The organism is Arenimonas sp. (assembly GCF_035312645.1).
Classification (GTDB): domain Bacteria; phylum Pseudomonadota; class Gammaproteobacteria; order Xanthomonadales; family Xanthomonadaceae; genus Arenimonas.
The window spans coordinates 1-15,718 of record NZ_DATGBO010000050.1 but is presented as its reverse complement, the minus strand read 5'-3'; the positions used below and the strand labels follow the sequence as shown (position 1 = coordinate 15,718).

General features: G+C 61.8%; 12 protein-coding genes and 3 tRNA genes. 2 read left to right on the top strand and 13 right to left on the bottom strand.

Features of this window, described 5'->3' with window-relative positions; genetic code table 11:
• Positions 1 to 87: 87 nt before the first annotated feature.
• From VKM35_RS04410 to uvrB, 12 genes are all read right to left on the bottom strand, one after another.
• Positions 88 to 164 (bottom strand) — tRNA-Pro (locus tag VKM35_RS04410).
• Positions 165 to 273: 109 nt separating this feature from the next.
• A complete protein-coding gene (locus tag VKM35_RS04405; protein ID WP_324318757.1) occupies positions 274 to 630 on the bottom strand; it encodes a MerR family transcriptional regulator in 357 nt (118 codons plus the stop codon).
• On the bottom strand, positions 611 to 910 hold the full coding sequence (locus VKM35_RS04400; protein ID WP_324318754.1) for an integration host factor subunit alpha: 300 nt from the start codon (positions 908 to 910) through the stop codon (positions 611 to 613). Before VKM35_RS04400 ends, VKM35_RS04405 begins: the two co-directional genes overlap by 20 nt.
• A 34-nt stretch (positions 911 to 944) precedes the next feature.
• On the bottom strand, positions 945 to 3,320 hold the full coding sequence (gene pheT, locus VKM35_RS04395; RefSeq protein WP_324318752.1) for a phenylalanine--tRNA ligase subunit beta: 2,376 nt from the start codon (positions 3,318 to 3,320) through the stop codon (positions 945 to 947).
• A 106-nt stretch (positions 3,321 to 3,426) separates the two neighbouring features.
• Positions 3,427 to 4,437, bottom strand: a complete 1,011-nt coding sequence (gene pheS, locus VKM35_RS04390; RefSeq protein WP_324318750.1) for a phenylalanine--tRNA ligase subunit alpha — start codon at positions 4,435 to 4,437, stop codon at positions 3,427 to 3,429.
• A gap of 137 nt (positions 4,438 to 4,574) precedes the next feature.
• Positions 4,575 to 4,934 (bottom strand): 50S ribosomal protein L20, encoded by a 360-nt coding sequence (gene rplT / locus VKM35_RS04385; protein WP_324318748.1) that lies wholly within the window; start codon positions 4,932 to 4,934, stop codon positions 4,575 to 4,577.
• A gap of 13 nt (positions 4,935 to 4,947) precedes the next feature.
• On the bottom strand, positions 4,948 to 5,151 hold the full coding sequence (gene rpmI / locus VKM35_RS04380) for a 50S ribosomal protein L35 (RefSeq protein WP_022969124.1): 204 nt from the start codon (positions 5,149 to 5,151) through the stop codon (positions 4,948 to 4,950).
• 522 nt (positions 5,152 to 5,673) lie between these two features.
• Positions 5,674 to 6,201, bottom strand: a complete 528-nt coding sequence (infC, locus tag VKM35_RS04375; protein WP_324318799.1) for a translation initiation factor IF-3 — start codon at positions 6,199 to 6,201, stop codon at positions 5,674 to 5,676.
• A gap of 37 nt (positions 6,202 to 6,238) precedes the next feature.
• Positions 6,239 to 8,146, bottom strand: coding sequence for a threonine--tRNA ligase (gene thrS / locus VKM35_RS04370; RefSeq protein WP_324318745.1), 1,908 nt, complete (start codon positions 8,144 to 8,146; stop codon positions 6,239 to 6,241).
• Between the two features lie 338 nt (positions 8,147 to 8,484).
• Positions 8,485 to 8,559, bottom strand: a tRNA-Val gene (locus tag VKM35_RS04365).
• A gap of 72 nt (positions 8,560 to 8,631) precedes the next feature.
• Positions 8,632 to 11,253: a protein kinase domain-containing protein gene (locus tag VKM35_RS04360; protein WP_324318743.1), complete on the bottom strand. Its 2,622-nt coding sequence runs from the start codon at positions 11,251 to 11,253 to the stop codon at positions 8,632 to 8,634.
• Positions 11,254 to 11,316: 63 nt separating this feature from the next.
• Positions 11,317 to 13,335, bottom strand: a complete 2,019-nt coding sequence (uvrB, locus tag VKM35_RS04355) for an excinuclease ABC subunit UvrB (RefSeq protein WP_324318741.1) — start codon at positions 13,333 to 13,335, stop codon at positions 11,317 to 11,319.
• A gap of 155 nt (positions 13,336 to 13,490) precedes the next feature.
• Between uvrB and VKM35_RS04350 the strand changes: the two genes are divergently transcribed.
• Together VKM35_RS04350 and VKM35_RS04345 are read left to right on the top strand one after the other, a co-directional pair.
• Positions 13,491 to 14,018 (top strand): GspH/FimT family pseudopilin, encoded by a 528-nt coding sequence (locus VKM35_RS04350; RefSeq protein ID WP_324318739.1) that lies wholly within the window; start codon positions 13,491 to 13,493, stop codon positions 14,016 to 14,018.
• Positions 14,019 to 14,077: 59 nt separating this feature from the next.
• Positions 14,078 to 14,154 (top strand) — tRNA-Asn (locus VKM35_RS04345).
• A 114-nt stretch (positions 14,155 to 14,268) separates the two neighbouring features.
• On the opposite strand, the gene VKM35_RS04340 is transcribed toward VKM35_RS04345, so the two are convergent.
• A partial coding sequence (locus VKM35_RS04340; RefSeq protein WP_324318737.1) for a UvrD-helicase domain-containing protein occupies positions 14,269 to 15,718 on the bottom strand: 1,450 nt, incomplete at its 5' end.

The following is a 15,718-nucleotide window of genomic DNA, read 5'->3' as shown; positions in this document are numbered from 1 at the left end:
TTTGACAGAGCAGTGGCATCGCCGCTCATGCGGCTCAGAAAAAACCCGCCGGAAGGCGGGTTTTTTGAACTAACTTGCTTTGATACTTGGTCGGGACGGCGGGATTTGAACCCACGACCCTCTGCCCCCCAGGCAGATGCGCTACCAGGCTGCGCTACGCCCCGACAGGCTGGCGATTATACGGGAATTGCTGGTGTGTAGGAGCGACGCAAATCGCGAGCCGGATGCCCATATGAGCGAGTTCGCGACTTGCGTCGCTCCTACATTGCCGATTCAGCGCTTGAGCAGCGCCAACACTTCTTCGAGTTCCATGCGCACCTGCTTGACGATCTGCGCCGACATGCTGGTCTCGACGCGGCCGGACTCGCCTTCAAGGCGTTGCCGCGCGCCGCTGATGGTGTAGCCCTGCTCGTAAAGCAGGCCGCGGATCTGGCGGATCATCAACACGTCGTGGCGTTGGTAATAGCGACGATTGCCACGGCGCTTGACCGGGCTGAGGCTCTCGAATTCGGTTTCCCAATAACGCAGCACGTGCGGCTTGACGTCGCACAGCTCGCTGACTTCACCGATGGTGAAGTAGCGCTTCGCCGGGATCGGCGGTAGCTCGCGGTTACTGCCCGGATCCAGCATATGCCTCCACGCGCTCCTTCAGCTTCTGACCCGGACGGAAGGTAACGACCGTGCGCGCCGAAATCGGAATCTCTTCTCCGGTTTTCGGATTGCGGCCCGGGCGCTGGTTCTTCTGCCGCAGGTCGAAGTTGCCGAAGCCGGAGAGCTTGATGCTCTGCCCCCGTTCCAGCGACTCGCGCAGCGCGTCGAAAAAGGCGTCCACGAACTCTTTGGCTTCACGCTTGTTCAGACCGACTTCCTCGAACAAGCGTTCGGCCATTTCGGCCTTGGTCAATGCCATCTCATCCCCTGCGAGCCGCCGTCCGCGACGGCACTCATTTCCTTAACTGGGCACCGCAGTCGGAGGCCAACGCCGCCAAGGCATCGCCGACCGCCTGATCGGCGTCTAGGTCGGTCAGAGTGCGGGAAACGTCCTGCAATATCAAGCCCATAGCGAGGCTCTTTGTACCGTTTTCGAGACCGGGGCCACGGTATTGGTCGAACAACACGACCTCCCGCAAGCGCCCGCCCAGCGCGGCCTTGAGGCTGGCTTCAAGCGCGGCCCAAGGCATGGTTTCCGGGACGACGAGCGCGAGGTCCCGGCGGACGAACGGAAACCGGGACAGGCTCTCGGCACGAGGGACCGGGCGGGCAGTGACGATGTCCAAGTCGAGCTCGAAGCCGACCACCTCGCCATCCAGATCCAAAGCCTTGGCCAGGCGCGGATGCAGATGGCCGATCCAGCCAATGCGCTGGCCGTCGCGCCAGATCGTGGCGCTGCGTCCGGGATGGCCGAACGGCTCGGTCGCCGGTCGGAATTCGCCGGTCGCTCCGGCAAGCGCCAGCAAACGCTCCACCTCAGTCTTCAGATCGTGGAAATCGATATCGCGAGCGCTGATCGACCAGCGTTCGGCGTCGGCATGACCGGTGGCGATCGCGGCGATGCGGCGGGTTTCGCGCGGCGCCTTGCCGGCGTCAAGGTGAAACACGCGCCCAAGTTCGAACAGGCGAACGCGCTCCTGCTGTCGCGCGCGATTGCCGCGCAACGCTTCGACCAGTCCAGGCAACAACGACGTGCGCATCACGCCGAGCTCCGAGGTCAGCGGATTGGCGAGTGCGACGGCGCCGTCCTGCAAATGCCAGGTCGTCAACGTCTGCGCATCGACGAAGGCGTAGTTGATCGCCTCGAGATAATCCTGCGCGACCAATTGCCGGCGCAGCACCGCGTCGGGGACGCGGGTTTCACTCGGCGCGACCAGACGGATTTCGCCGGCCGGCGTGCGCACAGGGATCGCTTCGTAGCCATGGATGCGCGCGACTTCCTCGATCAGGTCTTCCTCGATCGCGATGTCGAAACGGCGCGTCGGCGCGGTGACTTGCCAGCCCTCCGTCGTCGTCGTCACCTGCATGCCCAGCGCACGCAGGATGCGTTCGACTTCCGCCGGCGCGACCACGACACCGAGCACGCGTGCGAGGCGATCACGTCGCAGCAGGACGGGCGCTGGCAACGGCAGATGTTCGGGCAACTCCGTTTCGCTGATCGGTCCCGCTTGGCCGCCCATGATCTGCTGCACAAGAGCCGTCGCGCGCTCGAGTGCGTAACGCGGGAGCGATGGGTCGACGCCACGTTCGAAACGATGCGAAGCGTCGGTATGCAGGCCAAGCTTGCGCGCACGGCCGATGATCGCGGACGGTGCAAAGTGCGCGCTTTCAAGAAAAACGCGTGCGGTCGTCTCGGTCACGCGGGTATCGAAGCCGCCCATGATGCCGGCGAGCGCGACCGGCTTGTCGGCGTCGGTAACGACGAGAAAGCCGGCATCGATCATGGCGTCGCGACCATCGAGCAACTTGCAGGTTTCGCCGGTCTTGCCGTGACGCACGCCGATCGGGCCGCGCAAGGTGTCGGCATCGAAGGCATGCATGGGCTGGCCAAGTTCAAGCATCACGAAGTTGGCGATATCGACCAGCGGGCTGATCGGGCGCAGCCCGGCGCGTTTGAGTTTTTCAGTAAGCCACAGCGGTGACAATGCCGCAGGATTCACGCCTTCGACGATGCGTCCGCAGTAGCGCGGGCAATCGGCACCGGCTTGCAAGTCGATGGTGAATGCGTTGTCGATTTCAATCTTCGCTTCCGGAATCTCAAGCGCGTTGACGCTCGTGCCCAAGGCGGCTGCGACATCGAACGCCACGCCGCGCACACTGAAACAATCGGCACGATTGGGCGTGAGCTTGAGTTCGAAGCTGGCATCGGGCAGACCGAGATAATCTGCGAGCGGCCTGCCGACCGGCGCGTCGATCGGCAATTCCAGCAGGCCGGAAGCATCGGGATCGATCGCCAATTCTTTCGCCGAACACAACATGCCGAACGATTCGACGCCGCGCAGTTTCGCGGCCTTGATATCCATGCCGCCAGGCAACTTCGCGCCAATCGTGGCCAGCGGTGCCTTCAGGCCGGCGCGTGCATTCGGTGCGCCGCAGACGATCTGCACCGGCTCGCCGGTGCCCACGGAAACCTGGCAGACCTGCAGGCGATCGGCTTCCGGATGCTTGGCGCAGGAAAGAATTTCCGCGACCACGACGCCATCGAGCGCCGCGCCGATGTTTTCAACGCCTTCGACCTCCAGGCCGATGGCGGTCAGGCTGGCAGCGAGTTCATCGCGCGTGGCATTGACCGTGACGTGTTCGCGGAGCCAGCTTTCGGGGAATTTCATAAAGGGCCGGGAATGGAGAATTGGGAATTGGGAATCGCGATACCGGCCTGGGAAGGAATCTGGGACGAGAAACGATTCTCGACTTCCGATTTCCTATTCCCAGCCATCAGGCGAACTGCTTCAGGAACCGCGCATCGTTCTCGAAGAAACTGCGCAGGTCGTTGACGCCGTAACGCAGCATCGCAAAGCGCTCCACGCCGAGGCCGAAAGCGAAGCCGGTGTAGCGTTCCGGATCAATGCCGCAGTTGCGCAGCACGTTCGGATGCACCATGCCGCAGCCTAGGACTTCCAGCCAGCGCGTGCTGCCATCGGGCTGCTGCCAGGCGATATCCACTTCCGCCGACGGCTCGGTGAAGGGGAAATAGCTGGGGCGAAAACGCATCTCGAAATCACGCTCGAAGAACGCGCGCACGAATTCGGCGAGCGTGCCCTTGAGGTCGGCGAAGCTGGAGGTTTCGTCGACGAGCAGACCTTCGACCTGATGGAACATCGGCGTGTGCGTCTGGTCGGAATCGGAGCGATAGACCTTGCCGGCGGCGATCATGCGCAGCGGCGGCTTGTTTTCCTGCATGAAACGCACTTGCACACCCGAGGTATGCGTGCGCAGCAGGCGGGCGGCGCCGCTTTCATCGGGAGGGAAATAGAACGTGTCGTGCATCGCGCGCGCCGGATGATGCGGCGGGAAATTCAGCGCTTCGAAGTTATGCCAGTCGTCCTCGATCTCGGGGCCGTCGGCGAGCTGGTAACCGAGGCGCGCGAAAATGTCGGTGATGCGCTCGAGCGTGCGCGAAACCGGGTGCAGGTTGCCTATGCCGTTGCCGCGACCGGGCAAGGTTACATCGACGCTCTCGGTGGCCAGTCGTTCGGCGAAGGCGGCATCTTCGAGAACCGTCTTGCGCGCGGAAATAGCTTCGTTGACGCTGTCCTTCGCGCGATTGATGTGTTCGCCAAAAGCCTTGCGCTGATCGGCAGGCAGGGCGCCAAGCTGCTTGAGCTGGCCGGTGATGCTGCCGGACTTGCCCAGCAATGCGACGCGCTGCGCTTCGAGCGCGTCGAGGTTGGCAGCAGCGGCGATGTCGGCGAGGGCCGAGCGGGTCAAATTTTCAATATCGCTCATGCGGATCTCGAATCCATGTCGATTGCAACGGAGTCCACAAAACAAAATGGGGAAGGACTCTCGCCCTTCCCCATCTCTTTCGGTCGTAGAGCGGCTTTAGCCGCGATCGCGCCTGAAAGCGCTCCTACAACTGTGCCTTACGCAGCGAGAGCGCGCTTGGCCTGCTCGGCGATCTTGCCGAAAGCCGGCAGGTCGTGCACGGCGATGTCGGCGAGGGCCTTGCGGTCGAGCTTGATGTCGGCTTTCAGCAGACCGTTCATGAAACGGCTGTAGCTCAGGCCGTACATACGCGCGGCGGCGTTGATGCGCACGATCCACAGGGCGCGGAACTGGCGCTTGCGCTGCTTGCGGCCGATGTAGGCGTACTGCGCAGCCTTGGTGACGGCCTGCTTGGCGACGCGGAAGACTTTGCGACGGGCGTTGAAATAGCCCTTCGCCAGCTTGATGATTTTCTTGTGGCGACGGCGCGCCGTTACACCACGTTTGACTCGTGCCATGGTTCAGTCCTCCTCAGAGATAGGGCAGCTGGCGATCAAGACGGCCGGAATCCTCGGCGCGGACGTGGTTCGTCTGGCGGAGGTTGCGCTTACGCTTGGTCGATTTCTTGGTGAGGATGTGGCTACGGTTTGCGTGGCCTGCCTTGTACTTGCCGGAAGCGGTCTTCCGGAAGCGCTTGGCCGCCGCACGATTGGTCTTGATCTTGATCTTGGCCATGTGGGTGTCCCTTCGGTTTTTTTATTTGACTGACCTAGGCGCCAAGCTTGTCTGGGTCTTGCGCGACTTCGTCGCGAAAACTCATTGAGCCCGGTCTTTCCGTCCTGCCTGTGTCGGCTTGTAAGTCATTGAATTCAAAGAATCCAACGCTGGGTCCATAGCGGCTTCGCCCGATGTTCCGGGCCCGGATACCGCACCGGGGCTCTTGGCCGGAGCCAAGAACCGGTGATTATGCAGGAAAGTCAGTGGCTTAGGCAAGTTGATTGATCCGTAACCAGCCCTGTCCGCGCTCACATATGGAAAGCCGCCCGCCCCCTCTCCTCGGGCAGAAGTCCATCGTGGACTGCATGAGGTGGGATCCGGGGGCGGGGCGGGATCAAATGTCGGGCGGCGTTCGCTCCGCATTTAAGTGGATTTCCGCGAGCGGCAACAAAAAACGCGCCTCGCGGCGCGTTTTCCCCTCCCTTTGCCCTCTCCCCACAAGCGGGGAAGGGATAACGGGGGGTATCGACCTTTGGCCGATTATTTTCTTTTGGGGGCGATCATCATGATCATCTGTCGGCCTTCCAGGCGCGGCCGCTGCTCGATGACCACTTCGTCGGCGAGGTCGGCTTCGATCCGGCGCGCCATCTCCATGCCCAACTCCTGGTGGGCCATTTCGCGGCCCTTGAAACGGATGTTGACCTTGACCTTGTCGCCCTCTTCCAGGAAACGGCGAAGATTGCGCAACTTGATGTTGTAGTCGCCGTCGTCGGTCGTCGGGCGGAACTTGAGTTCCTTGATCTCGACGATCTTCTGCTTCTTCTTGGCGGCATTGGCCTTTTTCTGGGCCTCGAACTTGAACTTGCCGTAATCCATGATGCGGCAGACCGGCGGATCCGCCGTCGGCTGGATCTCGACGAGGTCCATGCCCGATTCTTCCGCAAGCGCCAGCGCTTCATCGCGCGATAGCACGCCGACCATTTCTCCATCCGCACCAATCACGCGTACGCGCGGGACGCGGATCTCATTGTTCTTGCGGTTACCTTTTTCGGTCGCTGGCGTATTGATTCGACAATCCTCGTTCGTTTTTCGGAATCCGGTCGCCTCAGGCGACCGGGGTGGACTCGTTGCGCAGCTTTGCGGCGAAAGCTTCCGGCGTCATTGTGCCCAAATCTTCGCCGCTGCGCGTGCGCACGGCAACCAGGCCCAATTCCTTCTCGCGGTCACCGACGACCAGCAGGTAAGGGACTTTCTGCATCGTGTGCTCGCGGATTTTATAGCCGATCTTCTCGTTCCGCAAATCGGCGGCGACCCGGAAACCTTGATTTACAAGGGATTTCTGCACGAAAGCGACATGATCGCCCTGCGCGTCGGTGATGTTGAGCACCACGGCCTGCACCGGAGCAAGCCAGGACGGCAGCGCACCGGCATGATTTTCGATGAGGATGCCGAGGAACCGCTCCATCGATCCGACGATGGCGCGATGCAGCATCACCGGGTGCTGACGGCTCGAATGCTCGTCCACATACTCGGCGCCCAGGCGCTCGGGCATCATGAAATCGACCTGCATGGTGCCGACCTGCCAACCGCGGCCAATCGAGTCACGCATGTGGTATTCGATCTTCGGGCCGTAGAACGCGCCTTCGCCCGGCAATTCCTGCCATTCGACGCCACACGCCGCCAAGGCAGCGCGCAAGGCGCCCTCGGCCTTATCCCAGGTTTCGTCGGTGCCCAGACGTTTTTCCGGGCGCAGCGCGATCTTGAGCGAAATGTCGGAGAAGCCGAAGTGGTCATAGACCTGCATCGCTTGGCGATGGAAGGCCGTGACTTCGGATTCGATCTGTTCGGGCGTGCAGAAGATATGGCCGTCGTCCTGCGTGAAGCTGCGCACGCGCATGATCCCGTGCAGCGCGCCCGAGGGCTCGTTGCGATGGCAGGCGCCAAATTCGCCGTAACGGATCGGCAGGTCGCGATAGCTGTGCAGTCCGTGGTTGTAGACCTGGACGTGACCAGGGCAATTCATCGGCTTGATTGCGTAGGTACGCTTCTCCGATTCGGTGAAGAACATGTTCTCGGCGTAGTTGTCCCAGTGGCCGGATTTCTTCCACAGCGAGACATCGAGAATCTGCGGGCAGCGCACTTCCTGATAGCCGGAATCGCGGTAGACCTTGCGCATGTACTGCTCGACCACCTGCCACAACGCCCACCCCTTGGGATGCCAGAACACCATGCCCGGTGCTTCTTCCTGCTGGTGGAAAAGGTCGAGGGCCTTGCCGATCTTGCGATGGTCGCGCTTCTCGGCTTCCTCAAGCTGGAACAGATAGGCCTTGAGGTCCTTGTCGTTGAGCCAGGCGGTGCCGTAGATGCGTGACAGCATCTGGTTGTTGGAATCGCCACGCCAATAGGCGCCGGCAACTTTCATCAGTTTGAACGCGCGCAACTTGTCGGTGGCCGGCACGTGCGGGCCGCGGCAGAGATCGATGAAATCGCCCTGCGAATACAGCGACAGATCTTCGGCTGCCGGGATCGATTCGATGATCTCGGCCTTGAAGTTCTCGCCCATTCCCTTGAAGAAAGCCACGGCGTCGTCGCGCGACTTCACCGAACGCGAAATCGGTAGCGCTTCCTTGACGATCTTGAGCATCTCTTCTTCGATCTTCGGCAGATCGTCCGGCGTGAACTGACGCTCGTAGGCAAAATCGTAATAGAAGCCGTTGTCGATCACTGGGCCGATGGTGACCTGCGCGCCGGGATACAGGCGCTGCACGGCCTGGGCGAGCAGATGCGCGGTGGAGTGACGCAGCACTTCCAGCGCGTCGGGGTGTTTTTCGGTGACGATTTCCAGCGACGCATCGTGATCGATGCGGAAACTGGTATCGACGAGTTTGCCGTCGACCTTGCCGGCGAGCGCAGCTTTGGCCAGGCCGGCGCCGATCGAGGCGGCGACTTCGGCGACGGAAACGGGATTTTCGAACGGGCGTTTGCTGCCGTCGGGGAGCGTGATGTTGATCATGGCGAAAATCTTCGATGCTTTCGTAGGAGCCAGCTTGCTGGCGACCCGCTGACGTGGTCGCCAGCAAGCTGGCTCCTACACGGACGGGTGGAAAATAAAAAAGGACGCCAAGCGTCCTTCGTGCGCGACGAGAACCTGGCAGGACTTATCGTTGGCGGCTGGTAGTGCTCATGTCGCACGCTCGACGGCGGTTTCCCGACGCCACCTGAAGGCTGGTCTGAAGCGGAATTTAGTGCCCTGCCCCGGCCTTGTCAAAGCTCGCCCGCACTTTCAAGGCCGGAAACGAAAACGGCCCGGCTAGGCCGGGCCGCAGATTTCGGGATCACGCCGGAAAGGCGTGGTGGGCGATACAGGGTTCGAACCTGTGACCCCTACCATGTCAAGGTAATGCTCTACCGCTGAGCTAATCGCCCGAAACGAGCGCGCATTCTAATGCAGGGGCCGGGTGCTGGCAAATCGGGGGCAGTGCAACGGCACGCTGCGCATCAGGGCTTCTTGCCCTGCCCCGACGGCCGGCACGCGGCCAACCGTTCTTCCGCCTGCTTGAATTGCGGGCGATCCGATGGCGAGAGCGTGCCTTCCTTTTCCAGTTGCCGCCATAGACCAGCCTCTTCCACGACCCATCCACATTGCTGCGCGCTGCTGCCGGAGACGTCCTCGCGATCAGCCAATGCCACGGCGAGATCGCGCCTGGCCGCCACCTCTTTCGGCGCTGCTTGCCAGCGATCGCGCGCCGTCTTCAGCCACTCGTCCATGTACGGCACCGCCAGTTCGCGCTGACCCGCGGCGACATAGGCCTGGCCCAGGCGCTTGTTCGAGGAGGCGAAATCCCGCTGGTGCTCGGCCTGCGACGGATCGCGGTCGCGCAGGCGTCGATAACCTTCCAGGCCGAGGTGGAAATCGGCAATGGCCTCGGGAATCCGCTTCATTTTCAACAGCGCATCGCCACGCTTGTTGTACGCCAGCGCCAGATCGCGGGCCGAGCGCAGATCGCCAGGATTGGACTGGATGTCGGCATCGGCGATCGCGAGTGACTCGGAATAGGCACTCAACGCCGCGTCGCTCTTGTCCGACCACAGCGCGATCTCACCCTGTTTCATCAAGGACACGATGTAGGCATGGCCGACATTGATGTCCTTCGGATGCTTGGCATGCTGTGCGGCATTGATGCTGATGGCGCCGGCGATTTCGCGCTCGGCCTCAGGGTAACGCTCGAGCCAGGCCAGCGTGTCGGCACGGCGCGTGTGGCAGACCGAGGCTGCGTCCTGCATCGATGCATCGTTTTGCGCTTCGCGCACCAATGCCGGGCAGACCTGATCGTACGACGCCAGCGCTGCATCCAATTGCCCGTTCCAGGCCTGCACGTCGCCCAGGCCAACCACCGCCGACGCGTGCTCGCGCTCTGCCGCAGGCGAAGGCTGTTGCTGCAATGCATTGGCAAAAACCGGGATGGCCTCGCGATAGGCTTTCTCGGAAGCAGTCAGATCGTTGTCCCAGAAAGCGAAGGAGCCGCGCGCTGCGAGCGCCCGCGCCAATTCCAGCTGCAATCGCTGATCGCCGGGACGCAGCGAAATCGCCCGTCGTGCCAGCGCCTCGGCACGTTGGAAATGCAATCTCGCCGCCACCGTGTCGCCGATGTTGGGCAGGCTGGGGCTGCCGGAAATATCACCGAGACGACGCTCGACCGTCGACAAGTCCACGAGCATGCCGGGATCGTCCTGGGCATCGACCGCGAGTGCCTGCAGATACGTTTTCGTCCGATCGACCAGTTGCCTGCGCGCGTCGATGGTGCCGGGCACGGAGGCGAGACGATCCTGGAAATCGAACAACACATCCTTCACCAGGCTGCGCGACAGATCGAATCGTTTCTGCGCGAGCGCGCGCTGGTGCTCGGCGACTTTCGCCTGCCATGCCGTCGCCGCCAGACCGCCGGCGAGCACCAGCAATACCGTCGCCGCTGCACCGGCCGCCAACCAGTTGCGGCGCAACCAGCGCGACACGCGATAACCAACGCTGCCGCGTCGCGCCTGCACCGGTTCATGCGCCTGATAGCGACGGATCTCCTCGGCCAATTCCCGTGCCGAACCGTAACGGAGCTCCGGTTCGCGACGCAGGCACTTGAGCACGATGTCGTCGAGGTCGCCCTGCAGGCCGCGCGAAAGGCGCTTGCGTTCGGACTCGGCGAACTTCACCTGCCCGAGCACGGCACGGCTTGGACGTTCTGGCGGACCAGCCTCGATCGCGCGCAACTGCGCCATCGCACTGGTCACCTGCGCATAGGGAACCTGGCCGCTCAACAATCGATACAGCAATGCCCCCAGCGAATAGACATCGCTCGCCACGGTGATCGGGCGGCTGTCCATCTGTTCCGGACTGGCGTAGTGCAGCGTGAAAGCCTGCGTACGCGTGGTGCCGTTGTCGCCGCGTTCACCGGAATCCATTTCCTTGGCGATGCCAAAGTCGAGCAGCTTCGATTCGCCATCGTCCGTGACCAGCACGTTCGCCGGTTTGATGTCGCGGTGCACGATCAACGCGCGGTGCGCATGCTCGACGGCGGAACACACCTGCAGGAACAAGGCGAGCACCTTGTCCAGCGGCAGGTCCGCACAGTAGGTATCGATCGGCAGGCCATCGACGTATTCCATTACCAGAAAAGGCCGACCATCCTCGCTCTCGCCACCATCGAGCAGGCGCGCGATATGCGGATGTTCAAGTCGCGCCAGTGCCTGACGTTCGCGCCGGAACCAGTCGATCGCTTCGCGATTGCCGAGCAGGGTGGCGATGAACTTGATCGCCACCTGCTTGGAATAGGCGGCATCGGCGCGTTCGGCCAACCAGACCTCGCCCATGCCGCCCTGCCCCAGCAAACGCAGCAATCGATATGGGCCGATCCGGCCGCCGCCGCTTTGCGTGCGCGCTGCGACCGCCGTTGCGACATCGAGCGGCAACACCTGCGTTGCCGGTCGTGATTGCGCATCGAGCAAGCGCCGCAAGGTAGTCGCCTGATCGGGCGAATGCGCTTCCAACTCCCGCAGCCACCGCTCACGGGCGTCGCCATCGCGGGCCAGCGCTTCGCGCAACAAACCCTGGATATCCGCTTCCGTCATGGCGCCCCCTGATCCGATTCTGTGCCGCGCCGCCAGCGCCGGCAAGCCGAGCAAAAAGCTTGGCTAAGCCTGCAGCGAAGCGGCCCTGAGCCGCTGCATTTCGTCGCGAATCTTGCCGGCCTGCTCGAACTCCAGATCGCGCGCGTGCTGGTACATCTGCGATTCGAGCTGCTTGAGCTTCGCCGCGAGCTTGGTCGGATCGAGAATCACGTAATCACTGCCCGCTTCGGCGACGCGCCGCTGCTTGTCACGGCCGCGACCGGACTCGCCGTCAGTCGAACGCGCGCCCTCCATCACATCCATGATTTCGCGGGTGATCGATTTCGGCACAATGCCGTGCTTGCGGTTGTATTCGACCTGGATCGCACGGCGACGATCGGTTTCGTCGATGGCGATCTTCATCGAGTTGGTGATGCGATCGCCGTAGAGGATCGCCTTGCCGCGCAGGTTGCGCGCGGCGCGTCCGATGGTCTGGATCAGCGAGCCAGCCGAGCGTAGGAAGCCTTCCTTGTCGGCATCGAGGATCGCCACCAGCGACACCTCCGGCATGTCCAGGCCTTCACGCAGCAGATTGATGCCAACCAGCACATCGAACACGCCAAGACGCAGGTCGCGGATGATTTCCACGCGTTCGACAGTCTCGATATCGGAGTGCAGGTAGCGCACACGCACGCCATGCTCGGAAAGATAGTCGGTGAGGTTCTCCGCCATCTTCTTGGTCAGCGTCGTCACCAGAACGCGATCGCCGATTTTTGTGCGCAGATGGATTTCCGAGAGCAGGTCGTCGACCTGGGTCGCCACCGGTCGTACTTCGATTTCAGGATCGATCAGCCCGGTCGGGCGCACCAGCAACTCGACGATATTGCCTTGGGAATGCTCGTGTTCGTACTTTCCCGGCGTTGCCGAAACGAACACGGCGCGCGGCGAACGCCGTTCCCATTCCTCGAATTTCAGCGGCCGGTTGTCCAGCGCCGACGGCAGCCGGAAACCGAAATTGACCAGGGTTTCCTTGCGCGAGCGATCGCCCTTGTACATCGCGCCCAGCTGCGGAATCGTCACGTGCGATTCGTCGACCACCAGCAGCGCGTCCGGCGGCAGGTAATCGTAGAGACAAGGCGGTGGTTCGCCGGGCATGCGCCCGGTCAGATGCCGCGAGTAGTTCTCGATACCGGTGCAGAAGCCGACCTCGGCCATCATCTCCAGATCGAACTGCGTGCGTTGCTGCAGCCTTTGCGCTTCGACCAGTTTGTTCTCGCGATAGAAATATTCCAGCCGTTCCTTCATCTCCGGCTTGATCGTCTCGATCGCATCGAGCACGGTGCGCCGCGTCGTCACGTAATGCGACTTCGGATACAGGGTGTAGCGCTGCAATTTGCGATAGACCTCGCCGGTCAGCGGGTCGAACAGCGCGAGATTCTCGATCTCGCCATCGAACAACTCCACGCGCAGCGCCTCGATTTCGCTCTCGGCCGGGTGGACATCGATGGTTTCACCGCGCACGCGGTAGCAGGCGCGGCGCAGCTCGGTGTCGTTGCGCGTGTACTGCATCTCGGTGAGGCGGCGGATCAGCTCGCGCTGGTCGATCCGGTCGCCTTTCACCAGATGCAGGACCATGCGGAAATATTCGTTCGGGTCGCCCAGGCCGTAGATGGACGAAACGGTCGCGACGATGATCGCATCGCGACGTTCGAGCAGCGCCTTGGTCGCCGACAAGCGCATCTGCTCGATGTGCTCGTTGATGCTCGAGTCTTTCTCGATGAAGGTATCGCTGGCCGGAACGTAAGCTTCCGGCTGGTAGTAGTCGTAATAGCTGACGAAATATTCGACGGCGTTGTGCGGGAAGAAACTCTTGAATTCGCCGTACAGCTGCGCTGCCAACGTCTTGTTCGGCGCCAGCACCAGCGTCGGCTTTTGCACGGACTGGATGACGTTGGCCATCGTGAAGGTCTTGCCCGAGCCGGTCACGCCGAGCAGAGTCTGGTGCGCCAGTCCGGATTCGAAACCGTCGATCAGGCGGCGGATCGCCTCCGGCTGATCGCCGGCGGGCTCGAAGGGCGCAACGAGTTCGAAGCGATCGGACATCGGCGGGCTCCGGATGCAATCGCGCAGTATAGTCCGACGCCAATCGGCATCGGACGAAGCCGCACTGGCGGATTTCCTACCTCTACGTCCGGAGGCCGCCGACGCCCGCCAACCCTTCCGGAAACCATGCTGGGCCAGCCCTGTCGGAGCAGCCCATGCGCAGCGAACGCGGATTCAACCTGGTCGAACTCGTCATCGTGATGGCGATCGTGGCGATACTCTCGGCGGCGGCCGTACCCAGTTTCCGGACCTTGATCGAACACGATCGCGTCGCGGCGGTCAGCAACCGATTGCAGGGCGAAATCCATCGGGTCCGCCAGGAAGCGATCCTGCACGGGCATCGGGCGACGCTTTGCGGTTCATCGGATGGACTGTCCTGCAACGGCAAGCCGGATTGGTCCGATGGCATGATCGTCTTCCTCGACAGCAACGGTGATGCGAAACGAAGCGACGCCGAGACGCTCCTGTCGGTCATTCAAGCCTCCGATCTGAATCAGTTGCTGGTGGTGAGCAGCGTTGGCCGCCCGACCCTGAGCTTCCGCCCCGACGGCATCACCCGCGGCGACAACCTCACCCTGCATATCTGCAGCCCCGAGCGCCAGGAGCTGCGCCAGATCATCGTCAGCGTCGGCGGAAGAAGCCGATTGGCGGAAGCAAAAGCCGGTGCTTCCTGCCCGATCTGAGTTCCGGGACTAGCTGCCGGCTTGACCGACCGGCCAGTCAAGGTAAAATAGCCGACTTCGCCCGAATAGCTCAGCCGGTTAGAGCACTTGACTGTTAATCAGGGGGTCGTTGGTTCGAGTCCAACTTCGGGCGCCAGAAATATCAAGGGCTTGCGAGCGATCGCAGGCCCTTTTTCTTGATGATTCGCAGCCGTGGGGACACTGTAGGGGCGGAGGGTCTGCCACCGTCTTTCAGTTCGTCCACCGTCTTTCAATGTCCCAAGTCTGCCAAGAACTCAGACTCAGGCGAGACGCCCGTCACCAGCAAATGATCGCGGGCACGAGTACACGCTACATATAGAAGGTGTCGCTCCGTGGCATAGACATCTTCCAAGTCCGCGCCGTCGGCGACCGACTCAATTCGGGACTGGGACGGGATGACCTCGTCATCGCAAGCCATGACCGCCACTACCTTGAACTCCAGTCCCTTCGCCAGATGCATGCTGCAGACTGAAGCCGAGTTGGCCTTCCGGTCCTTGGGGTCGTCCAATACCTGAAACTTCACCCCACTTGCTAGGCAAGCGTCTTGGGCACGGCTCAGCTCATCACTTGATCGAACAAAGATGCCGATCTCTTCGGGAAGTATTCCCTCGGCCAGCCTTGCCTTCATCCATTCAGAGACTGCCGCCGCCTCTGCCTTCACATCCGCAAAGATGGAGATAACAGGCGCGGGGCCGTTGAAGACAGACACCGTGCCCTTCCGGACCTCAATATTGCCGTCAACGTCCCCGACCTCGATCCCGAGCAGTCGGTCCGCCTGCATACGGATCTGATGTGAAGTACGGTAGTTGATCTGCAGTGTCTTGGCTCGACCGCGAATATCCACGCCAAGTGACTTCCACGAAAATGGCTGCTGGAAAATCCTTTGCCCTAGATCCCCAGCGAAGAACAGGGCATTCGCCCTATCGGCACCCAACGCAGTCAGATAGCGCAGTTGGGGAACGCTGATGTCTTGCGCTTCGTCCACCACGATAAAGTCATACGGAGGGTTGCGCCGAGATTCCATATCCTTGGTCAATCGAGCAAACATGCCCGGCTCCGTGACCAATAGATCCTGTTGCAACTTCGCAAGTACGGCAGCAAACACCGACCATAAGGCTGACCGCTGTGCTTCCGGAAGGCGTGTCTTTCTGCCCAGTCGCCGGACGTCGCGATAGCCCTCCCAATCGGAGATCTGCCACGCATCAACCACTTCGTCCCATTCGGAAAGCAGGAACGGCAGTCCGAACTTGATGTCACTGGCCTGTGCGAGTTCTTCTTTCAGGTACTGCCGAATCTGGTCGCGGGACGCCATTCGAGGTGCTCCATAGGCAAGCGAATACAACCGCTTCCCCATTTCACTGAAGGAATGAACGTCCAAGCGCTCTGCCAGTCGAGGCTGGGTACTTCCAATCAACCGGCGTAGCTTGGTTTGTAAAGCGTCGGCTAACGCTTCCGAGAAGGTGACGAGCAAGACCCGGGAATCCGGGTGCTCTCGGGAAAGAAAGACCGCTCTATGCAGCGCCACTATGGTCTTGCCTGTGCCCGCGGATCCCGATACGCGAGCGGGACCACTGTAGGCACCCTCCACCACTGACCGCTGAGCCGGATGCAGGAAGACCGTCCATTTCTCCCACGGATAGGCAAGCGCCCTCTCCAACTCCTCGAGATCGTTCATTACG

Bases quoted from the DNA above. Each gene is read 5' to 3' on its own strand.
- rpmI (WP_022969124.1), bottom strand. From the start codon at position 5,151: ATGGCCAAGATCAAGATCAAGACCAATCGTGCGGCGGCCAAGCGCTTC.
- pheT (WP_324318752.1), bottom strand. From the start codon at position 3,320: ATGAAATTCCCCGAAAGCTGGCTCCGCGAACACGTCACGGTCAATGCC.
- VKM35_RS04400 (WP_324318754.1), bottom strand. From the start codon at position 910: ATGGCATTGACCAAGGCCGAAATGGCCGAACGCTTGTTCGAGGAAGTC.
- thrS (WP_324318745.1), bottom strand. From the start codon at position 8,146: ATGATCAACATCACGCTCCCCGACGGCAGCAAACGCCCGTTCGAAAAT.
- VKM35_RS04405 (WP_324318757.1), bottom strand. From the start codon at position 630: ATGCTGGATCCGGGCAGTAACCGCGAGCTACCGCCGATCCCGGCGAAG.
- VKM35_RS04350 (WP_324318739.1), top strand. From the start codon at position 13,491: ATGCGCAGCGAACGCGGATTCAACCTGGTCGAACTCGTCATCGTGATG.
- pheS (WP_324318750.1), bottom strand. From the start codon at position 4,437: ATGAGCGATATTGAAAATTTGACCCGCTCGGCCCTCGCCGACATCGCC.
- VKM35_RS04360 (WP_324318743.1), bottom strand. From the start codon at position 11,253: ATGACGGAAGCGGATATCCAGGGTTTGTTGCGCGAAGCGCTGGCCCGC.
- uvrB (WP_324318741.1), bottom strand. From the start codon at position 13,335: ATGTCCGATCGCTTCGAACTCGTTGCGCCCTTCGAGCCCGCCGGCGAT.
- rplT (WP_324318748.1), bottom strand. From the start codon at position 4,934: ATGGCACGAGTCAAACGTGGTGTAACGGCGCGCCGTCGCCACAAGAAA.